Raw genomic sequence first — 15,621 nt, forward strand, 5'->3', positions numbered from 1 at the left:
CGACCAGCATGGGAGCCATGAGGACGTCGAGCGCTGTCGCCACCGACCTCGACGCCGCGGTCCAGGGGGCCGACGCCGCCGCCCGCGCGGCGGGGGTCACCGTGCGCAGCCTGGAGGACCTGCCCGACCTCGAGCAGGCGGTCGCGCTGTTCGCCGACATCTGGCGGCGTGAGGCGAGCCCGCCGCTCACCCTCGAGCTGCTGCGCGCCCTCACGAAGGCGGGGAACTACGTCGGCGGTGCCTTCGTCGACGGTCGCCTCGTCGGGGCGTGCGTCGGCTTCTTCCACGCGCCCGAGGAGGACAGCCTCCACAGCCACATCGCCGGCGTCGCGCCCGGTGCCGCCGGGCGCAACATCGGGTTCGCCCTCAAGCTCCACCAGCGCGCGTGGGCGATCGGCCGCGGCGTCGGGGAGATCGCGTGGACCTTCGACCCGCTCGTGGCCCGCAACGCCTGGTTCAACCTGACCAAGCTCGGCGCCAGCGCGACGGAGTACCTCCCCAACTTCTACGGGCCGATGGACGACGGCATCAACGGTCGCGACGAGTCGGACCGACTGCTGGTGCGCTGGCGGCTGACCGACCCCGCGGTCGTGCTGGCCTGCGCCGGCGGCGGCGTCGGCGCGGTCGCGGACGACCTGCGGGCAGGTGGCGCCATCGTCGCCCTCGGCTCCGACGAGGCGGGCCGGCCTGTCCCGGGCCGCCTCGACGGGCCCGTCTCACTGGTCGCGGTGCCCTCGGACGTCGCGCTCCTGCGCGGCGCCGACCCGGAGACCGCCGCCCGCTGGCGGATCGCCGTGCGCGAGGCGCTCACCGCCCTGCTGACCGACGGGGCAGGGCGCATCGAGGGGTTCGACCGGGCAGGTTGGTACGTCGTGAGGAGAGAGCTGTGAAGATCACCGGCGTCGAGCTGCGACGCATCGCCATGCCCCTGGTGGCGCCGTTCCGGACGTCGTTCGGCACCGAGACCGCGCGCGACGTGCTCCTCGTGCGTGTCGTGTCGGAGGACTCCGAGGGCTGGGGGGAGTGCGTGGCGATGTCCGCGCCCCTCTACAGCTCGGAGTACGTCGACGCGGCCGCCGATGTGCTGCGCCGCTACCTGGTGCCCCGCCTGGTCGCCGACGGCCCGTGCTCGGCGCCCGACGTGGCGCACCGGTTGGCACCGGTGAAGGGCCACCGCATGGCGAAGGCGGCGCTCGAGACGGCGGTGCTGGACGCCGAGCTCCGGGCCGAGGGCCGGTCCTTCGCACGCGAGCTCGGTGCGGTGCACGACCGCGTGCCGTGCGGGGTGTCGGTCGGGATCATGGACTCCGTGCCCGCGTTGCTCGACGCCGTCGACGGCTACCTCGCCGAGGGCTACGTGCGGATCAAGCTGAAGATCGAGCCCGGCTGGGACGTCGACCCGGTGCGGGCGGTGCGCGAGCGCTTCGGCGACGACGTGCTGCTCCAGGTCGACGCCAACACCGCCTACTCGCTCGCCGACGCGCCCCACCTCGCGCGGCTCGACCCCTTCGACCTGCTGCTGATCGAGCAGCCGCTGGAGGAGGAGGACGTGCTCGGCCACGCCGACCTGGCCCGCCGGATCCGGACGCCGGTGTGCCTCGACGAGTCGATCACCTCCGCGCGCGACGCCGCGGCAGCCATCCGCCTGGGCGCCTGCAGCATCGTCAACATCAAGCCCGGCCGCGTCGGCGGCTACCTCGAGGCGCGACGCATCCACGACGTCTGCGTGGCCGCCGGCGTACCGGTGTGGTGCGGCGGGATGCTCGAGACCGGTCTCGGGCGGGCGGCCAACGTCGCCCTCGCGGCGCTGCCGGGCTTCACCCTCCCCGGCGACACGTCCGGTTCGGGCCGCTACTACGCCGAGGACATCACCGAGCCGTTCGTGCTCGACGACGGCCACCTCGCCGTCCCGACCGGGGCGGGCCTCGGGGTCGCCCCGCTGCCCGACCGCCTCGAGGAGGTCACCACCGCGACGGAGTGGCTCGCCCTCTGAGGTTCGTCGGAACGCACCAGTCCGGACCGTGAATTCGTCGTGCCGCACTGGCTACTGCCCCGACGGCTCCCTACGGTGGAGGCATGAGCGACGAGGCGGCGGGCGCGAGCCTCGCGCGGCTGCTGGACGACCTGGGTACGACGTTCCTCGACCTCGCCCACGGTGACGTGTCAGCCGCGCGCGGCATCGGCGGGGTCGTCATCCACGACCCGCTCGACCCGCCGTCGCTGCCGCCCCGCGCGATCGTGCTCGGCGTCGGGGTCGACTCCGCCGCCCAGGTGGTCGAGCTGCTCCGTGGCCTCGGCCCCGGGGGTGCGGCCGGCCTGGTGCTGCGGGCTCCCGTCCCGCTCACCGCCGAGGTGCGCGCTGCCGCCGACGAGGCCGGGGTCGCCGTGCTCGGCCTCAGCCGTGGCGCGTCGTGGGCCCAGCTGAGCGAGATGCTCCGGTCGCTGCTTGTCGCGGGGGACACCGGTCCGGCCACCGGCGAGCCCGACTCGCTCGGCGGTCTGCCTTCGGGCGACCTGTTCGCGGTCGCCAACGCGCTGTCGGCCCTGCTCGACGCGCCGATCACCATCGAGGACCGCAGCTCGCGCGTGCTGGCGTTCTCAGGGCGACAGGACGAGGCCGACCCCTCGCGGGTCGAGACGATCCTCGGCCGTCAGGTGCCGGGGCACTACATGAAGGTGCTGCAGGAGCGCGGCGTCTTCCGCGACCTCCACCGCTCCGACCGGCCGGTCGTCGTCGACCCGTTGCCGGGCGTCGACGGGGAGATGACGCTGCCCCGGGTGGCGGTGTCCGTGCGCGCCGGTGACGAGGTGCTCGGGTCGATCTGGGCGGTCGTCCCGGAGCCGTTGAGCCCCGAGCGCCTCGGCGCGCTCACCGACTCCGCCAAGCTCGTGGCGCTGCACCTGCTGCGGGTGCGTGCCGGCGCCGACGTACGCCGCGGGGTGCGCGCCGACCTCCTCGCCTCCGCCCTCGCCGGCGGCGCCTCCGCCCCCGACGCGCTCGAGCGCCTCGGGCTCGCCGGGCAGCCCCTGCTGGTGGTCGGGATGACCCTCGACGAGGTGCACGCGGTCGGGCACGACATCGACGACGCGTCGCTCACCCACGAGCGGCAGCGGCTCGGCGACGCGTTCGCGCTGCACCTCGCCGCGGTCCACCCGCGCTCGGCGGCCGCGTCCCTGGGCGACGTGACCTACGGGCTCCTGGCGATCTCCGGCGAGGTCGACCTCGCCGAGGAGCGGGCGACGCGACTGGTGCGCGACTTCATCGACCGGATCGGCGAGCGGATGCGGCCGGTCGCCGCGGTCGGCACCGTCGCCGCCGACTTCTCGGGCATCGCGCGCAGCCGCACCAGCGTCGACCGGGCGCTGCGGGTGCTGCGCCGCGGCGGGGGCGAGCGCCGCATCGGCCGGCTCGAGGACCTCCAGGGCGAGGCGCTCGTGCTCGAGCTGCAGGACCTCGCCTCGGCCCGCGGCGACGAGCCGACCGGGCCGCTCGCCCGCCTCGTGGCGTACGACGCCCGGCACCGCTCCGCGCTCGTCGACACCCTGCGGGCGTGGCTCGACCACTTCGGCGACGCGGTCGCCGCGGCCGACTCGCTCTTCGTCCACCCCAACACCTTCCGCTACCGCCTCCGCCGCGCTGCCGAGGTCGGCCGGGTCGACCTCGACGACGCCGACCAGCGGTTCGCGCTGATGCTGCAGCTGCGGGTGCTGACCGCTCCGTCCGGATCGCGCTGAGGGGGCGTACGTCGTGGGTCGCGTGCCGTTAGGCTCGGCGCGTGGCCGAGCTGAACATCCCCGCAGCGCCCGTCATCGACGGCACCACCCACCTCCACTCGGGCAAGGTGCGTGACCTCTACCGGATCGACTCCGGCGAGCACGAGGGGCGGTTGCTGATGGTGGCCAGCGACCGCATCTCCGCCTACGACTTCGTCCTCGACACGACCATCCCCGACAAGGGCGAGATCCTCACCCGCATGTCGCTGTGGTGGTTCGACCAGCTCGCCGGCCTGGTCGGCAACCACGTCGTGTCCACCGACGTGCCCGCGTCCGTGGCCGGTCGCGCCGTGGTCTGCGAGCAGCTCGACATGTTCCCGGTCGAGTGCGTGGCCCGCGGCTACCTCACCGGCTCCGGCCTGCTCGACTACCAGCGGACCGGCGAGGTCTGCGGGATCCCGCTGCCCGCGGGCCTGCAGGACGGCAGCCACCTCCCCGAGCCGATCTTCACCCCGGCCACGAAGGCCGCCCTCGGCGACCACGACGAGAACGTCGACTACGAGGCCGTCGTCGAGGCCATCGGCGACGACGCCGCCGCCGAGCTGCGGATGCTGACCATGGAGGTCTACGACCGGGCCCACGCGATCGCCCGGGAGCGCGGGATCATCCTGGCCGACACCAAGCTGGAGTTCGGCCGCCGCCCGGCGTCCGAGGGCGGCACCACGATCCTCGCCGACGAGGTCCTCACCCCCGACTCGAGCCGCTTCTGGCCCGCCGACCAGTGGCAGCCCGGCCGCGCCCAGCCGTCGTACGACAAGCAGATCGTGCGCGACTGGCTCACCGGCGAGTCGGGGTGGGACCGCACCTCGGGCGAGGCGCCACCGCCGCTGCCCGACGCCGTCGTGGAGCGCACCCGTGCGCGCTACGTCGAGGCCTACGAGCTCCTGACCGGGGAGACGTTCTGACCACCCGGCGCTTCTCCGCCACCGAGGAGATGCCGCACACGGCGGAGCAGGCGTTCACCTATCTCGTCGACCCGCGGCTGCGCCCGGAGTGGCAGTCAAGCCTGCTCTCGACCGACGTGCCGGAGGACGAGGAGCCGCACCTCGGCCAGGCGTGGACCGAGCTGACCGTGGTCGGCGTACGCCCCAGCCTGGTCGTCTTCGAGTTCGTGCCCTACCGGTCGTGGGCCGAGCGCGGCACCTGGCGCGGCGTCGAGGCGACGCTGCGGCTGCGCTTCACCGAGACCGCGCGCGGTTGCCGGGTCGTCGCCGAGGGCGAGGTGACCGGCTCCGGCGTCTACGCCGTGGCGGCCGGGAGCTCCGGCCTGCTGGCCGGCCGCGCGATCGCCGCCGACCTCCGCACCGCCACCCACCGCATCGCGCAGCGCAAGGAGCGCCCGGCAGACGGGTGACGCACTCGTGACTGGTGAGTAGGTTGGCGCCATGCCGAACCTCTCCTCGCTCCTCGAAGGCACCGCCACTGCGCACCCGGACCGTACGGCGGTGGTGCTGGGCGACACCCGGCTGACCTATGCCCAGGTCAACGCCGCCGCCAGCCAGGTCGCCAACCTGCTGGTCTCGCGCGGCATCGAGCCGGGCGACAAGGTCGCGCTGAGCTGCCCCAACCTGCCGTACTTCCCGATCGTCTACTACGGCATCCTCAAGGCCGGCGCGACCGTGGTGCCGCTCAACGTGCTGCTGAAGGGCCGCGAGGTGGCCTACCACCTCGACGACTCGGATGCGAAGGCCTACTTCTGCTTCCAGGGCACGCCCGAGCTGCCGATCGGGGCGGAGGGCCACGCCGGCTTCCAGCAGGCCGACGGATGCGAGCACTTCTTCGTCATCACCGCCGACCCCACGGCCGCGTCGCCGATCGAGGGTGCCGAGACGCTCGGCCAGGCCCTCGTCGGCCAGTCGCCGGTCTTCGAGAGCGTCGAGGTCGGTGCCGACGACACCGCCGTCATCCTCTACACCTCGGGCACCACCGGCCAGCCCAAGGGCGCCGAGCTGATGCACCGCAACATGATCAGCAACGCCCTGGCCAGCGACGCCCTCTTCGGCGCCGACCCCGAGCGGCCCGACACCCTGCTGTGCGTCCTGCCGCTCTTCCACTCCTTCGGCCAGACGGTGATCATGAACGCCGGCTTCGCCTTCGGTGGCACCGTGGTGATGCTGCCGCGCTTCGAGGCCGGCGCCGCCCTGTCGCTGATGGACAAGGAGGGCGTCACCTTCTTCGCCGGCGTGCCGACGATGTACTGGGGCCTGCTCGGCGCCCTCGACGACTCCGGCGTCGACGTGAAGAAGCTGGCCGAGCAGATGCGGGTCGCCGTCGCGGGCGGCTCCGCGTTGCCGGTCGAGGTGCACAAGGAGTTCGAGCGCCGCTTCGGCGTCACCATCCTGGAGGGCTACGGCCTGTCGGAGACCTCGCCGGTGGCGAGCTTCTCGGTGTGGGGCGAGCCGGTGCGGGTCGGGTCGATCGGCAAGCCGATCCCCGGCGTCGAGATGAAGCTGATCAGCCCGGAGCCCGGCGTGCGCGAGGACGTCGAGGACGCCGCGGACGTGGTCGGCGAGATCGCGATCAAGGGCCCGAACATCATGAAGGGCTACTACGGCCGACCCGACGCGACCGCCGAGGCCATCGTCGACGGCTGGTTCCGCTCCGGCGACCTCGGCCGCAAGGACGCCGACGGCTGGTACTACATCGTCGACCGGTCCAAGGACATGATCATCCGCGGCGGCTACAACGTGTACCCGCGCGAGGTCGAGGAGGTGCTGCTCACGCACCCCGACGTCTCGCTCGCGGCCGTCATCGGCGTGCCCGACCCGAGCCACGGCGAGGAGGTCAAGGCGGTCGTGATCCGCAACGAGGGCGCCACCGTCACCGAGGACGAGCTGGTGGCGTGGGCCAAGGAGCAGATGGCGGGCTACAAGTACCCCCGCATCGTCCAGTTCGTCGACGCCCTCCCGATGACCGCGACCGGCAAGATCCTCAAGCGGGAGCTCACCTGATGCGGGCCCTCCTCATCGCCCTCGGGGTGGTGATGGTGGCGACCGGTGTGGTGTGGACCGCGCAGGGCCTCGGCTACCTCGAGGGCAGCCTGATGACCGACCAGAGCATCTGGGCGATCCTCGGCCCCCTCGTCGCCGGGCTCGGCGTCGGCCTGGTGGTCGTCGCCGCCCGCCGCCGGGAGTGAGGCGGCCCGGTCGCGCACCCGGGAAGGCAGTTCGCGTCCATCGCCGTCGTGCTCACGCTCAGCGTCGGTGCTCCACGCCCGAACTGCCTGCCTGGTGCTCGCGCCCGGACGGTGCGATCCCCAGCCGCTCCTGGAGGGCGATGGCGTCGAACGGCGCGTGCACCTTGGCGTCGTTGTCGAAGTAGACCAGGACGTCGAGCCCCTGGGCGTCCCACTGGCGCACCTTCTCGGCCCAGTGGTCGAGAGCCTTCTCCGAGTAGCCGCTGGTGTAGAGCTCCTGGTCGCCGTGGAGCCGGACGTACGCCAGGTCGCTGGTGACCTCGTCGAACATCGGCCACGTCCCCGCGGAGTCGGCGACCACCATCCCGATGTCGTGCGCGCGCAGCAGCTCGCAGAACTCCGGCGTCCAAAAGGACTGGTGGCGCACCTCGAGCACGTGGCGCAGTGGCCGGTCCTCGGGACTCGCGGTGTCGGCGGGCTCCTTGAGCTTGGACGCGTCGTGGTGGGCCGCCGCGAACGCGGACGCCTCCGACGTACGTCGTGGGAGCAGGTCGAAGAACGCGGCGAGCCGGTCGGGGTGGAACCCGAGGTTCGGGGGCAGCTGCCACAGCAGCGGGCCGAGCCGCGCGCCGAGGGAGAGCACGCCCGAGGCGAGGAACGTGCCCAGGGGGGCCTCGACGTCGACCAGCTTCTTCATGTGCGTGATGTAGCGCGGGCCCTTGACCGCGAAGAGGAAGTCCTCGGGCACCTCCGCGGCCCACGCCCGCCAGCTCGACGGTCGCTGCAGCGAGTAGAACGAGCCGTTGACCTCGATCGTGGTGAGCCGTCCGGCCGCGTGCTCGAGCTCGCGACGCTGGGGGAGACCGGTCGGGTAGAAGACGCCGCGCCAGCCGGCGTACCGCCAGCCGGAGATGCCGACCCGGATCATGGGCTCCGCGTACCCGCGCAGCTGTCCGCGCATGCGTGCCCCGCGCGGCGCGCGCTGCGGGACGTCACTAGAATCGAGCACGCCCCCTCCAGCCTGTCCCCAGGAGCACTCCGTGGCCCGAGTCGTCGTCGACGTCATGCCCAAGCCCGAGATCCTCGACCCCCAGGGCAAGGCGGTGCTCGGAGCGCTGCCCCGCCTCGGGTTCGACCTCGTCACCGATGTCCGCCAGGGCAAGCGGTTCGAGCTCCAGGTCGACGGCGAGATCACCGACGCGGTGCTCGCCGAGATCGAGCGGGTCGCCGGGACGCTGCTGTCCAACCCGGTCATCGAGGACTACGAGGTCCACGTCGAGGAGCACTCGGTCGCCGAGGTCGCGCACGAGGCCGGCCGCGCATGAAGGTCGGGGTCGTCACCTTCCCCGGCTCGCTCGACGATGTCGACGCGCGCCGGGCGGTGCGCATCGGCGGCAACGAGGCGGTCGCGCTGTGGCACGGCGACGAGGGCCTGCAGGGCGTCGACGCGGTCGTGCTGCCCGGCGGCTTCTCCTACGGCGACTACCTCCGCTGCGGTGCCATCTCCCGCTTCGCGCCGGTGATGACCGCGGTGATCGAGGCGGCCGGCAAGGGGATGCCGGTCCTGGGCATCTGCAACGGCTTCCAGATCCTCTGCGAGTCGCACCTGCTGCCTGGCGCGCTGATCCGCAACGACCACCGCAAGTTCGTGTGCCGCGACCAGCGGCTGCGCATCGAGCGCGTCGACACCCCGTGGACCTCGGCCTACGCCGCAGGCGCCGAGGTGACGATCGTGCTCAAGAACGGTGAGGGCGGCTACGTCGCCGACGAGGCGACGCTCGACCGGCTCGAGGGCGAGGGCCGCGTGGTCGCGCGCTACCTCGACGACAACCCCAACGGATCGCTGCGCGACATCGCCGGCGTCTCCAACGAGCGCGGCAACGTCGTCGGCCTGATGCCGCACCCCGAGCACGCCGTCGAGGACCTCACCGGCCCCGGCACCGACGGGCTCGGCTTCTTCACCTCCCTGGCGGAGAAGGCGTTCGCATGACGCCGGTCCGCCTCTACCGCCTCGTCGCGCGCGCCGAGGCCGTCACCTGGGCGCTGCTGCTGACGGGCATGTTCCTCAAGTACGTCACCGAGACCACCGAGCTCGGCGTCCAGGTCTTCGGGATGGTCCACGGCGTCGTCTTCATCGCCTACTGCCTGACCACGGTGCTGCTCTGGATCGACCAGAGGTGGGCGCTGAGCCGGGTCGCGCTCGGCCTGCTGGCCGCGATCCCGCCGTTCGCGACGGTGCCCTTCGAGCGCTATGCCGAGCGCGCCGGGCTCCTCGGTGACACGTGGCGCCTGCGCACCGCGGCCCCCGCCGGTCTCCTCGAGCGGCTCGCTGCCTCGCTGCTCCGCCGGCCCGCCCAGGGCCTGGTCGTCGGGCTCCTCGCCGTCGCCGGCCTCACCGGCGTCGCGCTCGTCGTCGGCCCGCCCGCCTGACTCCAGTGATCCCCGGCCAGCCGGGGATCACTGAACTTGTCAGGCGTTGCAGGGGCCGACAAGTTCAGCGATACCCGGTCAGCCGGGGATCCCGAACGATGACCGTCGCGCTCAGAGGCCGCGCTGGAGCTTGTTCCAGGTCTGGGTCGTGGCCACGCCGGAGACGGTGATCCGCAGCCGCGCCTGGTAGGTCCGCAGGGCGGTCTCGGTCTTCGCATCGAACACGCCCGTCGCCCGGAAGCGTCCGGCCCCGGCCGCGTTGAGCGCCCGCTGGAGGCGGTGGACCGACTCGTCGGCGGAGCCGCGCTTGATCGTCGTACGCGCTCCGGCTGCGAGCAGGGCGGTCCAGTGCCGCTTCTCGAAGGTGTCGGACGGCGTGAACCGCCGCGCCGCCTGCCAGGCACGAGCCGCGGCGATCGTGGCCGCGTCGTAGCTGCCGTTGACGGGGCCGGCGTAGGTGCCCTGCTCGGTCAGCAGGCACTGCAGCACCTTCACGCGGGTCGTCCGTGCGGAGGTGGGGGAGAGCCTGGGGTACTTCCAGTAGCCCAGCCGCGTCCCCGGGCACCGGCCCTCGGCCACGGGCTGCGAGCCGGCGCCGAGGTCGATGAAGTTGCTGTCGATGTTGATCGTGACGCCGCCCCACGACTCGTTGTGGCCGCCGCGGTACTGCTTCATCCGGCCGCCGGGACGCCAGCCGTCCTCGGGGATGTAGGTCGTCGAGGTGTTGGCCGCGCCGTCCCACCGCGCGATCCAGATGCGGTCCGGCAGCGCGAACTGGCCCGGTCGCTGCACCCGTGCGTCGTCGATCATCTTGATGCCGGAGCTGGCGCTGGAGTAGAAGCCGGCGACGTAGCCGTGCTCCTTGATCCGCGTCACCCAGCCGGACACGAACACCAGCGCGGACTCGCGGCACGCGGTGTTGGTGAGGTCGAAGCCCTCGAGGTCGTACCAGATCGTGCTGCCCGGCCCGATGCCGTACGCCGTCGCGTCCGCGGCGTTCTTGTCGGCCTCGGCCGCGCCCTGGGCGGCGGCCGTGGCGTAGCCGCCGGCGGCCTTGTTCGAGATCGTGAAGTCGTCCTGGTAGCGCGGGAAGCGCGGCTGGCACGAGGCCTGGGGGCCGAGCGCGATCGGGAGCAGCCGCCAGCCGCGGGCCACCTGGGCGGCGACCCAGGTGGAGCTCAGGTTGGGCTGCGACCGGCACGCGCGGGAGTCACCCGAGATGTAGATCCCGACCGCGGAGAACGGCGACTTCGCCCACCACCGGTCCATCGCCGACTGGGTCGGCGCGAGGCACTGGTCGAAGCCGTAGCCCGTGAAGTCGCCGGGCGTGGCAAGGGCGATCTGCCGCTGGCTCGCGAGCCGAGGGCTGGCGCTCGACGGCTCGGCACCCGCCGGGGTCGACCCGACGAGGGGCGCGGTGAGCAGCAGCGCGAGGGCGGCGAGGAGCGTACGGGACAGGCGACGCATGGGTGACTCCAGCAGGGCGGGGAAGGGCGAGGCGACCGCCAGACAACCACACCAGTCACACGGGTAACAGGGCTTCGGATGAACTACAGCGGTGTAGTTCTGTCGCTGGTCGGCACCTCGTCGAGGAGGAAGTTGCCGTTGGCCTCTTCCTCCTCGATCAGCTCCTCGAAGGCCAGCGCGATGTCCTCCTTGTGCTCCTCGAACATCCGCGTGAGGTGGCCCTGCAGGAGGGTGCCGTGGGGCGACTCGCCCGAGAAGACCTGCTCCCAGGTGTCCTCGCCGTCCTTGATCTTGCCCACGAGGGTCAACATCTCCTCGCCGAGCTCACCCGACTCCGCCTGCTCCTCGAGTGCCTCCTTCTCCTCGTCGGTGAGGAGGGGGCGCGCGTTCAGCTGGTCGACGGTCGCCTTGAGGTCGGCCAGGCTCGCGGTGAGGTCCGCGCGGGACTCGGCGATCGCCGCCAGGATCTCGGCCTGGCTGCGGAGCTCGTCGCTCGGCTCGCGGGGTGCGGTCATGCGAGTGCGGGAGCGACAGGCGCGACGGGCGCCGCCGGCGCACGCTGGCCGATCGTCGGCGTGGCGACCGAGCCGGGGTCGCGAATCACGCTGCTCGGCGTGCCCGTCGCCGTCGGCGCGGTGGGCGTGGAGACCGGGGCCTTGTCACCGTCGAAGAAGCTCTTCACCGTCTCGATGAAGGACCTCACCTGCTTGAGGATGGTGATCAGCTTCATGATCGCCTTGTAGGCCTTCATCACGGCCTGGAAGGCCTGCCACACCGCCTGCACCACGCGCGCCCAGCCGACGCCCGGGATGCTCATCGTGGCGAGCGCCGAGGAGACGGTCTGGACGGCGGACTTCACGCACTGCACGACCGCGAGCGCGGTCTGCCACGCGTCGCGGCAGATCTGCACGATGTTCTGACCCATCTGCACGAGCTGGCCGGCCTGCCGGTCCAAGGACCCGACCCAGGTGCCGATCTGCGCGATCGCCGCGTCGGACGCGCCGCCCTGCCAGGTCCGGGAGATCGTCTCGCCGCCGCTCTGGAGGTTGGCGGCGACGCCCCTCATCGAGGTGCCGAGGCAGCCGAAGGACGATCCCTGCGAGGACGCACCGACGACGTCGCCGCCGATCTTCTCCGCGAGCTCGGCGCGGATGTCGAAGCCGGTGAGCATGCGGACGAGGTCGCACACGGTGTCGTAGGGGAAGCCGAAGCTGATCTGCGGCAGGCTCGTCTCGGTCGGTCCGGCCCGACGGATCGTCGTGTCGGCGACGTCGTAGAAGCTGCTCGACCCGTCGCGGCCGTCGATGCCGGCGGCCCGGTGGCGGCGTACGACGCCGTCCTCGGTCAGCGTGAAGTCGCGGGCCGTCGCACGCAGCGCCTCGGCGTGGTCGCCGACGCCGGTGCCGTTGTCGGTCAGCGACTGGTGCACCGACGGGAGGAGGGAGTTGTAGGCGCCCATCATCGTCTCGAGGATCGGCCCGAAGTCGGTCTGCACGAGGCTGTGACCGCCGTTGCGCGCGATGCCGGTGAGGTCGTCGCTGGCGCGCTGCACCTGCGCGGACCATGCGTCGAGCTCCGAGAGGTCGACGGTCATCACGGCGTTCATTCGCGTCTCCTGGGGGCCGAGGGGAGGAGGTCGAGCTGTGCCGGTCCACGTTCCCCGAAGTCATGGCTGCGAAACCGCCGGCCGCCATTTGTTTGCCCACAGGCTCCGGCGAGGGGTGTTTGGACCCTGTCGACGCGGGTATCCCGCAGGGGTGAGCGAGAGCGGCAAGCGGTCCCTGATGCAGGTCGAGCCGACCAGGCTGGTCGAGCTCGCCGCGTCCTCGGAGGCCGTCCTGTCCGCGATGGCCCACGACTGGTCGATGGCCCTCGACGACCTCGCCGGCGCCTGCGCGGCGCTCGGTGACGCCGCCGGCACGCGCAACGTCGCCGCCTCCTACGCCGACTCGCTGGCCGACGCCGGTGAGGTCGTCGCCGCACTGACCCATGCCCTCGCCCTCGGCGTGGACGGCCTGGTCGACGCCGCGCACGACGCGGTGAGCACTGACGAGACCGCCGCGTCCGAGCTCGACCGCGCGACCCACCGGATGGGCGACGGCGGCTTCGGCCGACTGCCCGGGCACGGGGGGCGCTGACGTGCCGGCCAACCTCTGGGAGCTGCGCTCCGACGTGCGACCGCTCGACGTGGCCGCGGTGCGATGGGGCGAGGTCGCGGCCCTGATGACCAGGCGCGGCGACGAGATCGTCGCCGCCGCCCTGCGCGCGACCGAGGGCTGGGACTCCGCGGCGGCCGAGAGCTATGACCGGTTCCGGCGCCAGGTGCTGGTCAACCTCGACCGCTTCACCACTCTCGCCACCCAGATCGCCGGGTCGCTGCAGGCGGTCAGCAGCATCATCACCGCGGCGCAGAAGGAGCTCGACCAGGCCTGGACGAAGGTCGAGCTGGTGCCCCACGAGGTCGTGGGCGAGACCCGCTACCTCGTGTTCCGGCCCGACGCGGACGAGGACCGCGCCACGGTGAGCGCGGGCGAGCAGGAGGCCGAGGAGATCCGCCGGCGGCTGACGCTCTCGCTCGACCAGGAGAGCACCCGGCTGCGCTCGGCCCGCGCGGAGTTCGTCATGGTCCGCACCGAGCTGGTCACGCTGACCGGGGGCACCTTCGCCCGTGGCCTCCAGATCGGTGAGGACGAGTCCGGGGTGGGCACGGTCCCGGTCCCCAGCACCTCCGTCCTGGGCTCCGCCCAAGGTGGAGCCGGGGGAGCGGGCGGGGTCGCCGGGGCGGCCGGGTTGCCGCCGATCGCCCCGATCTCGGTCTCCGTGCCGCACCTCAGCGGGATCACGGCCGCGGGCCTGGCCCCCATCATCGCGACCGCCGCCGGCGGTGCCCCCGGGCTCCGCGGCGCGTCCCGGCCGCCCGCGACCGGCGCTCCGGCGACGGGCGGCATGGCCGGGGGCATGGGCGTGCGGGCCGGGACGATGTCGCGCGGCATGGCCGGTGGCCGCGGCGGTTCGCAGCGGCTGGCGACGTCCCGGCTGTCGGGCCAGGACGACGACTCCCGGCCCGTCCGCGACAAGGACCTCGCGCGCGACGCGGCGAAGGAGGCCAAGCGTGCTGCGCTGGAGGAGAAGCGGGCCGCGCGGGCCGCGCGCAAGGCCGAGCGCGAGGCGGGCAAGGACGAGCGGGCCCGGCTCGCGGAGCCGGAGGTCGAGGAGACCGACGAGACCCGGGACGTCCTCACCGTCGTGGAGGCAGGCGAGGCCGCCCACGACGACGCCCCCGCCATCGGCCGGGAGGCCGACGACAGGGGCGCGGGTCGCTGATCGGTCGAGGGGTCAGGCCGCCTCGGCGACCACCTCCGGTTCGAGGTCGCGCACGTCCGGCTCGACCTCGGCCCGCGGCGTACGGATGACGACCGTCACCACCAGCAGGGCGAGGGCCGCGAAGCCGGCCGAGGTGAGGAAGGCCGCCTGGAGCCCGGGCACGAACTGGCCCGGCACCGCGCCGGCGGCGTACACCGAGACGATCACCGCGACGCCGACGGCGCTGCCGAGCTGCTGCGTGGTCTGCAGCAGGCCCGACGCCGAGCCGGCGTGCTCGTGCTCGACGCCCGCGAGCACGGTGACGGTGATCGGCATGAACACCAGTCCGGTGGCCAGGCCGGCGATCAGCATCGGGCCGAACACGGCGCCGAGGTAGGTGCCGGTCGCGTCCGCGCCGCTGAGCCAGGCGTAGCCGACCGTGAGGGCGGCCGTGCCGGTCATCAGCATCGCGCGCGGGCCGACCCTCGCGATCAGCCACGGGGTGATCCGCGACATCCCGAAGATGCCCAGGCTGAAGGGCAGGAACGCGAACCCGGACATCAGCGGGCCGAAGCCGAGCACGGTCTGGACGTACTGGACGACCAGGAAGAACATCGACAGGTTCGCGCCGATGACCAGGGCCATCGCGGCGAGCGCGCCGATGCGGCGACGGCTGCGGACCAGGTGCGGCTGCACCATGGGGTGCGGGTGCCGGGTCTCCGTGCGGGCCAGCAGCACCAGGAGGGCCGCGCTGAGGACGAAGCCGCCGACGGTGCGGGCCGAGCCCCACCCGTGCTCGGGAGCTCCGATGAGCGCCCAGACCAGCGAGACGGCGCCGATCGTCGCGCTCGCGGCGCCGACCAGGTCGAAGCGGCCGGGACGCCGCGGGGTCTCGTCGACGAAGCGGCCGACGAGCAGCAGCACGGCGATGCCGAGCGGCACGTTGATGAAGAGCGTCCAGCGCCACGAGCCGACGTCGGTCAGCAGGCCGCCGAGGATGAGGCCGATGGACGCGCCACCGGAGGAGACGGCGCCGAACAGCGCGAAGGCGCGGTTGCGGGCGGCCTCGTCGGGGGCGCTGGTGGTGAGCAGCGCCAGCACGCTCGGTGCGGCGAGCGCGGCGCCGACGCCCTGGAGGGCGCGGGTCGCGACCAGCTGGCCGGGCGTCTGCGCCAGTCCGCCGAGCGCGGAGGCGAGGGTGAACACGGCCAGGCCGGCCTCGAAGGCGCGGCGGCGGCCGAAGACGTCGCCCAGGCGGCCGCCGAGGAGCAGCAGTCCGCCGAAGGCGAGGGTGTAGGCGTTCAGCACCCACGACAGGGATGCCGGGCCGAAGCCCAGGTCGCCGTCGATGCGGGGGAGCGCGACGTTCACGACGGTCGCGTCGAGCACGATCATCAGCTGGGCGACCAGGACGATCGCGATGCCGGCGGCGGCGCGGCCGGCCTGGGGCGGGAGGTCCACGGGAAGGTCCCGGTGGGATCCCTGCGGACGCAGGGAGGTGGTGGATGACA

The 15,621-nt window shown here is 73.0% G+C and carries 17 protein-coding genes; 12 read left to right on the plus strand and 5 right to left on the minus strand.

Annotated elements, in window-relative coordinates:
* The first annotated feature begins 17 nt into the window (after positions 1–17).
* The 7 genes from ASC64_RS01950 to ASC64_RS01980 all read left to right on the plus strand — a co-directional run bounded on the left by ASC64_RS01950 (position 18) and on the right by ASC64_RS01980 (position 6,910).
* Positions 18–890, plus strand: a complete 873-nt coding sequence (locus ASC64_RS01950; RefSeq protein WP_156384958.1) for a GNAT family N-acetyltransferase — start codon at positions 18–20, stop codon at positions 888–890.
* Positions 887–1,993, plus strand: a complete 1,107-nt coding sequence (gene menC, locus ASC64_RS01955; protein ID WP_056905824.1) for an o-succinylbenzoate synthase — start codon at positions 887–889, stop codon at positions 1,991–1,993. The genes ASC64_RS01950 and menC overlap by 4 nt, the downstream gene beginning before the upstream one ends.
* 83 nt (positions 1,994–2,076) lie before the next feature.
* Complete coding sequence (locus ASC64_RS01960; protein ID WP_056905825.1) at positions 2,077–3,735, plus strand: PucR family transcriptional regulator; 1,659 nt, start codon at positions 2,077–2,079, stop codon at positions 3,733–3,735.
* A gap of 41 nt (positions 3,736–3,776) precedes the next feature.
* Positions 3,777–4,679, plus strand: a complete 903-nt coding sequence (locus ASC64_RS01965) for a phosphoribosylaminoimidazolesuccinocarboxamide synthase (protein ID WP_056905826.1) — start codon at positions 3,777–3,779, stop codon at positions 4,677–4,679.
* A complete protein-coding gene (locus ASC64_RS01970; protein WP_268788220.1) occupies positions 4,568–5,128 on the plus strand; it encodes an SRPBCC family protein in 561 nt (186 codons plus the stop codon). The genes ASC64_RS01965 and ASC64_RS01970 overlap by 112 nt, the downstream gene beginning before the upstream one ends.
* Before the next feature lie 31 nt (positions 5,129–5,159).
* Positions 5,160–6,725 carry a long-chain-fatty-acid--CoA ligase gene (locus ASC64_RS01975; RefSeq protein WP_056905828.1) on the plus strand — a complete coding sequence of 522 codons (1,566 nt, stop codon included), beginning with the start codon at positions 5,160–5,162 and terminating at the stop codon, positions 6,723–6,725.
* Complete coding sequence (locus ASC64_RS01980) at positions 6,725–6,910, plus strand: hypothetical protein (RefSeq protein ID WP_056905829.1); 186 nt, start codon at positions 6,725–6,727, stop codon at positions 6,908–6,910. The genes ASC64_RS01975 and ASC64_RS01980 overlap by 1 nt, the downstream gene beginning before the upstream one ends.
* A gap of 58 nt (positions 6,911–6,968) precedes the next feature.
* Here the strand turns inward: ASC64_RS01980 and ASC64_RS01985 are convergent, their stop codons facing one another.
* Positions 6,969–7,871: a DUF72 domain-containing protein gene (locus ASC64_RS01985; RefSeq protein WP_235563481.1), complete on the minus strand. Its 903-nt coding sequence runs from the start codon at positions 7,869–7,871 to the stop codon at positions 6,969–6,971.
* Between the two features lie 79 nt (positions 7,872–7,950).
* Here ASC64_RS01985 and purS point away from each other — a divergent pair, with 79 nt between their 5' ends.
* Genes purS through ASC64_RS02000 form a run of 3 tightly spaced genes read left to right on the plus strand, consistent with a single transcriptional unit; the run spans position 7,951 to position 9,340 of the window.
* Complete coding sequence (purS, locus tag ASC64_RS01990) at positions 7,951–8,235, plus strand: phosphoribosylformylglycinamidine synthase subunit PurS (protein ID WP_056905830.1); 285 nt, start codon at positions 7,951–7,953, stop codon at positions 8,233–8,235.
* A complete protein-coding gene (purQ, locus tag ASC64_RS01995; RefSeq protein ID WP_056905831.1) occupies positions 8,232–8,900 on the plus strand; it encodes a phosphoribosylformylglycinamidine synthase subunit PurQ in 669 nt (222 codons plus the stop codon). Before purS ends, purQ begins: the two co-directional genes overlap by 4 nt.
* Entirely contained in the window at positions 8,897–9,340 is a 444-nt protein-coding gene (locus ASC64_RS02000) for a DUF3817 domain-containing protein (protein WP_056905832.1), read from the plus strand. The genes purQ and ASC64_RS02000 overlap by 4 nt, the downstream gene beginning before the upstream one ends.
* A gap of 111 nt (positions 9,341–9,451) precedes the next feature.
* Here the strand turns inward: ASC64_RS02000 and ASC64_RS02005 are convergent, their stop codons facing one another.
* From ASC64_RS02005 to ASC64_RS02015, 3 genes are all read right to left on the minus strand, one after another.
* Entirely contained in the window at positions 9,452–10,807 is a 1,356-nt protein-coding gene (locus ASC64_RS02005; protein ID WP_056905833.1) for a glycoside hydrolase domain-containing protein, read from the minus strand.
* An 83-nt stretch (positions 10,808–10,890) separates the two neighbouring features.
* Positions 10,891–11,322: a hypothetical protein gene (locus tag ASC64_RS02010; RefSeq protein ID WP_056905834.1), complete on the minus strand. Its 432-nt coding sequence runs from the start codon at positions 11,320–11,322 to the stop codon at positions 10,891–10,893.
* On the minus strand, positions 11,319–12,413 hold the full coding sequence (locus ASC64_RS02015) for a hypothetical protein (protein WP_056905835.1): 1,095 nt from the start codon (positions 12,411–12,413) through the stop codon (positions 11,319–11,321). Before ASC64_RS02015 ends, ASC64_RS02010 begins: the two co-directional genes overlap by 4 nt.
* A gap of 151 nt (positions 12,414–12,564) precedes the next feature.
* Between ASC64_RS02015 and ASC64_RS02020 the strand changes: the two genes are divergently transcribed.
* Positions 12,565–12,945: a hypothetical protein gene (locus ASC64_RS02020; protein ID WP_056905836.1), complete on the plus strand. Its 381-nt coding sequence runs from the start codon at positions 12,565–12,567 to the stop codon at positions 12,943–12,945.
* 1 nt (position 12,946) lies between these two features.
* Complete coding sequence (locus ASC64_RS02025) at positions 12,947–14,131, plus strand: hypothetical protein (RefSeq protein ID WP_056905837.1); 1,185 nt, start codon at positions 12,947–12,949, stop codon at positions 14,129–14,131.
* 12 nt (positions 14,132–14,143) lie between these two features.
* Here the strand turns inward: ASC64_RS02025 and ASC64_RS02030 are convergent, their stop codons facing one another.
* Complete coding sequence (locus ASC64_RS02030) at positions 14,144–15,571, minus strand: MFS transporter (protein WP_235563482.1); 1,428 nt, start codon at positions 15,569–15,571, stop codon at positions 14,144–14,146.
* Between the last annotated feature and the right edge of the window lie 50 nt (positions 15,572–15,621).

The organism is Nocardioides sp. Root122 (genome assembly GCF_001425025.1).
In the GTDB taxonomy this organism is placed as follows: domain Bacteria; phylum Actinomycetota; class Actinomycetes; order Propionibacteriales; family Nocardioidaceae; genus Nocardioides.

Excerpts from the sequence above, each read along its gene's own strand:
- ASC64_RS01950 (WP_156384958.1), top strand. The coding sequence starts at position 18 with ATGAGGACGTCGAGCGCTGTCGCCACCGACCTCGACGCCGCGGTCCAG.
- ASC64_RS01960 (WP_056905825.1), top strand. The coding sequence starts at position 2,077 with ATGAGCGACGAGGCGGCGGGCGCGAGCCTCGCGCGGCTGCTGGACGAC.
- ASC64_RS01975 (WP_056905828.1), top strand. The coding sequence starts at position 5,160 with ATGCCGAACCTCTCCTCGCTCCTCGAAGGCACCGCCACTGCGCACCCG.
- ASC64_RS01980 (WP_056905829.1), top strand. The coding sequence starts at position 6,725 with ATGCGGGCCCTCCTCATCGCCCTCGGGGTGGTGATGGTGGCGACCGGT.
- ASC64_RS01985 (WP_235563481.1), bottom strand. The coding sequence starts at position 7,871 with ATGCGCGGACAGCTGCGCGGGTACGCGGAGCCCATGATCCGGGTCGGC.
- purQ (WP_056905831.1), top strand. The coding sequence starts at position 8,232 with ATGAAGGTCGGGGTCGTCACCTTCCCCGGCTCGCTCGACGATGTCGAC.
- ASC64_RS02000 (WP_056905832.1), top strand. The coding sequence starts at position 8,897 with ATGACGCCGGTCCGCCTCTACCGCCTCGTCGCGCGCGCCGAGGCCGTC.
- ASC64_RS02005 (WP_056905833.1), bottom strand. The coding sequence starts at position 10,807 with ATGCGTCGCCTGTCCCGTACGCTCCTCGCCGCCCTCGCGCTGCTGCTC.
- ASC64_RS02010 (WP_056905834.1), bottom strand. The coding sequence starts at position 11,322 with ATGACCGCACCCCGCGAGCCGAGCGACGAGCTCCGCAGCCAGGCCGAG.
- ASC64_RS02015 (WP_056905835.1), bottom strand. The coding sequence starts at position 12,413 with ATGAACGCCGTGATGACCGTCGACCTCTCGGAGCTCGACGCATGGTCC.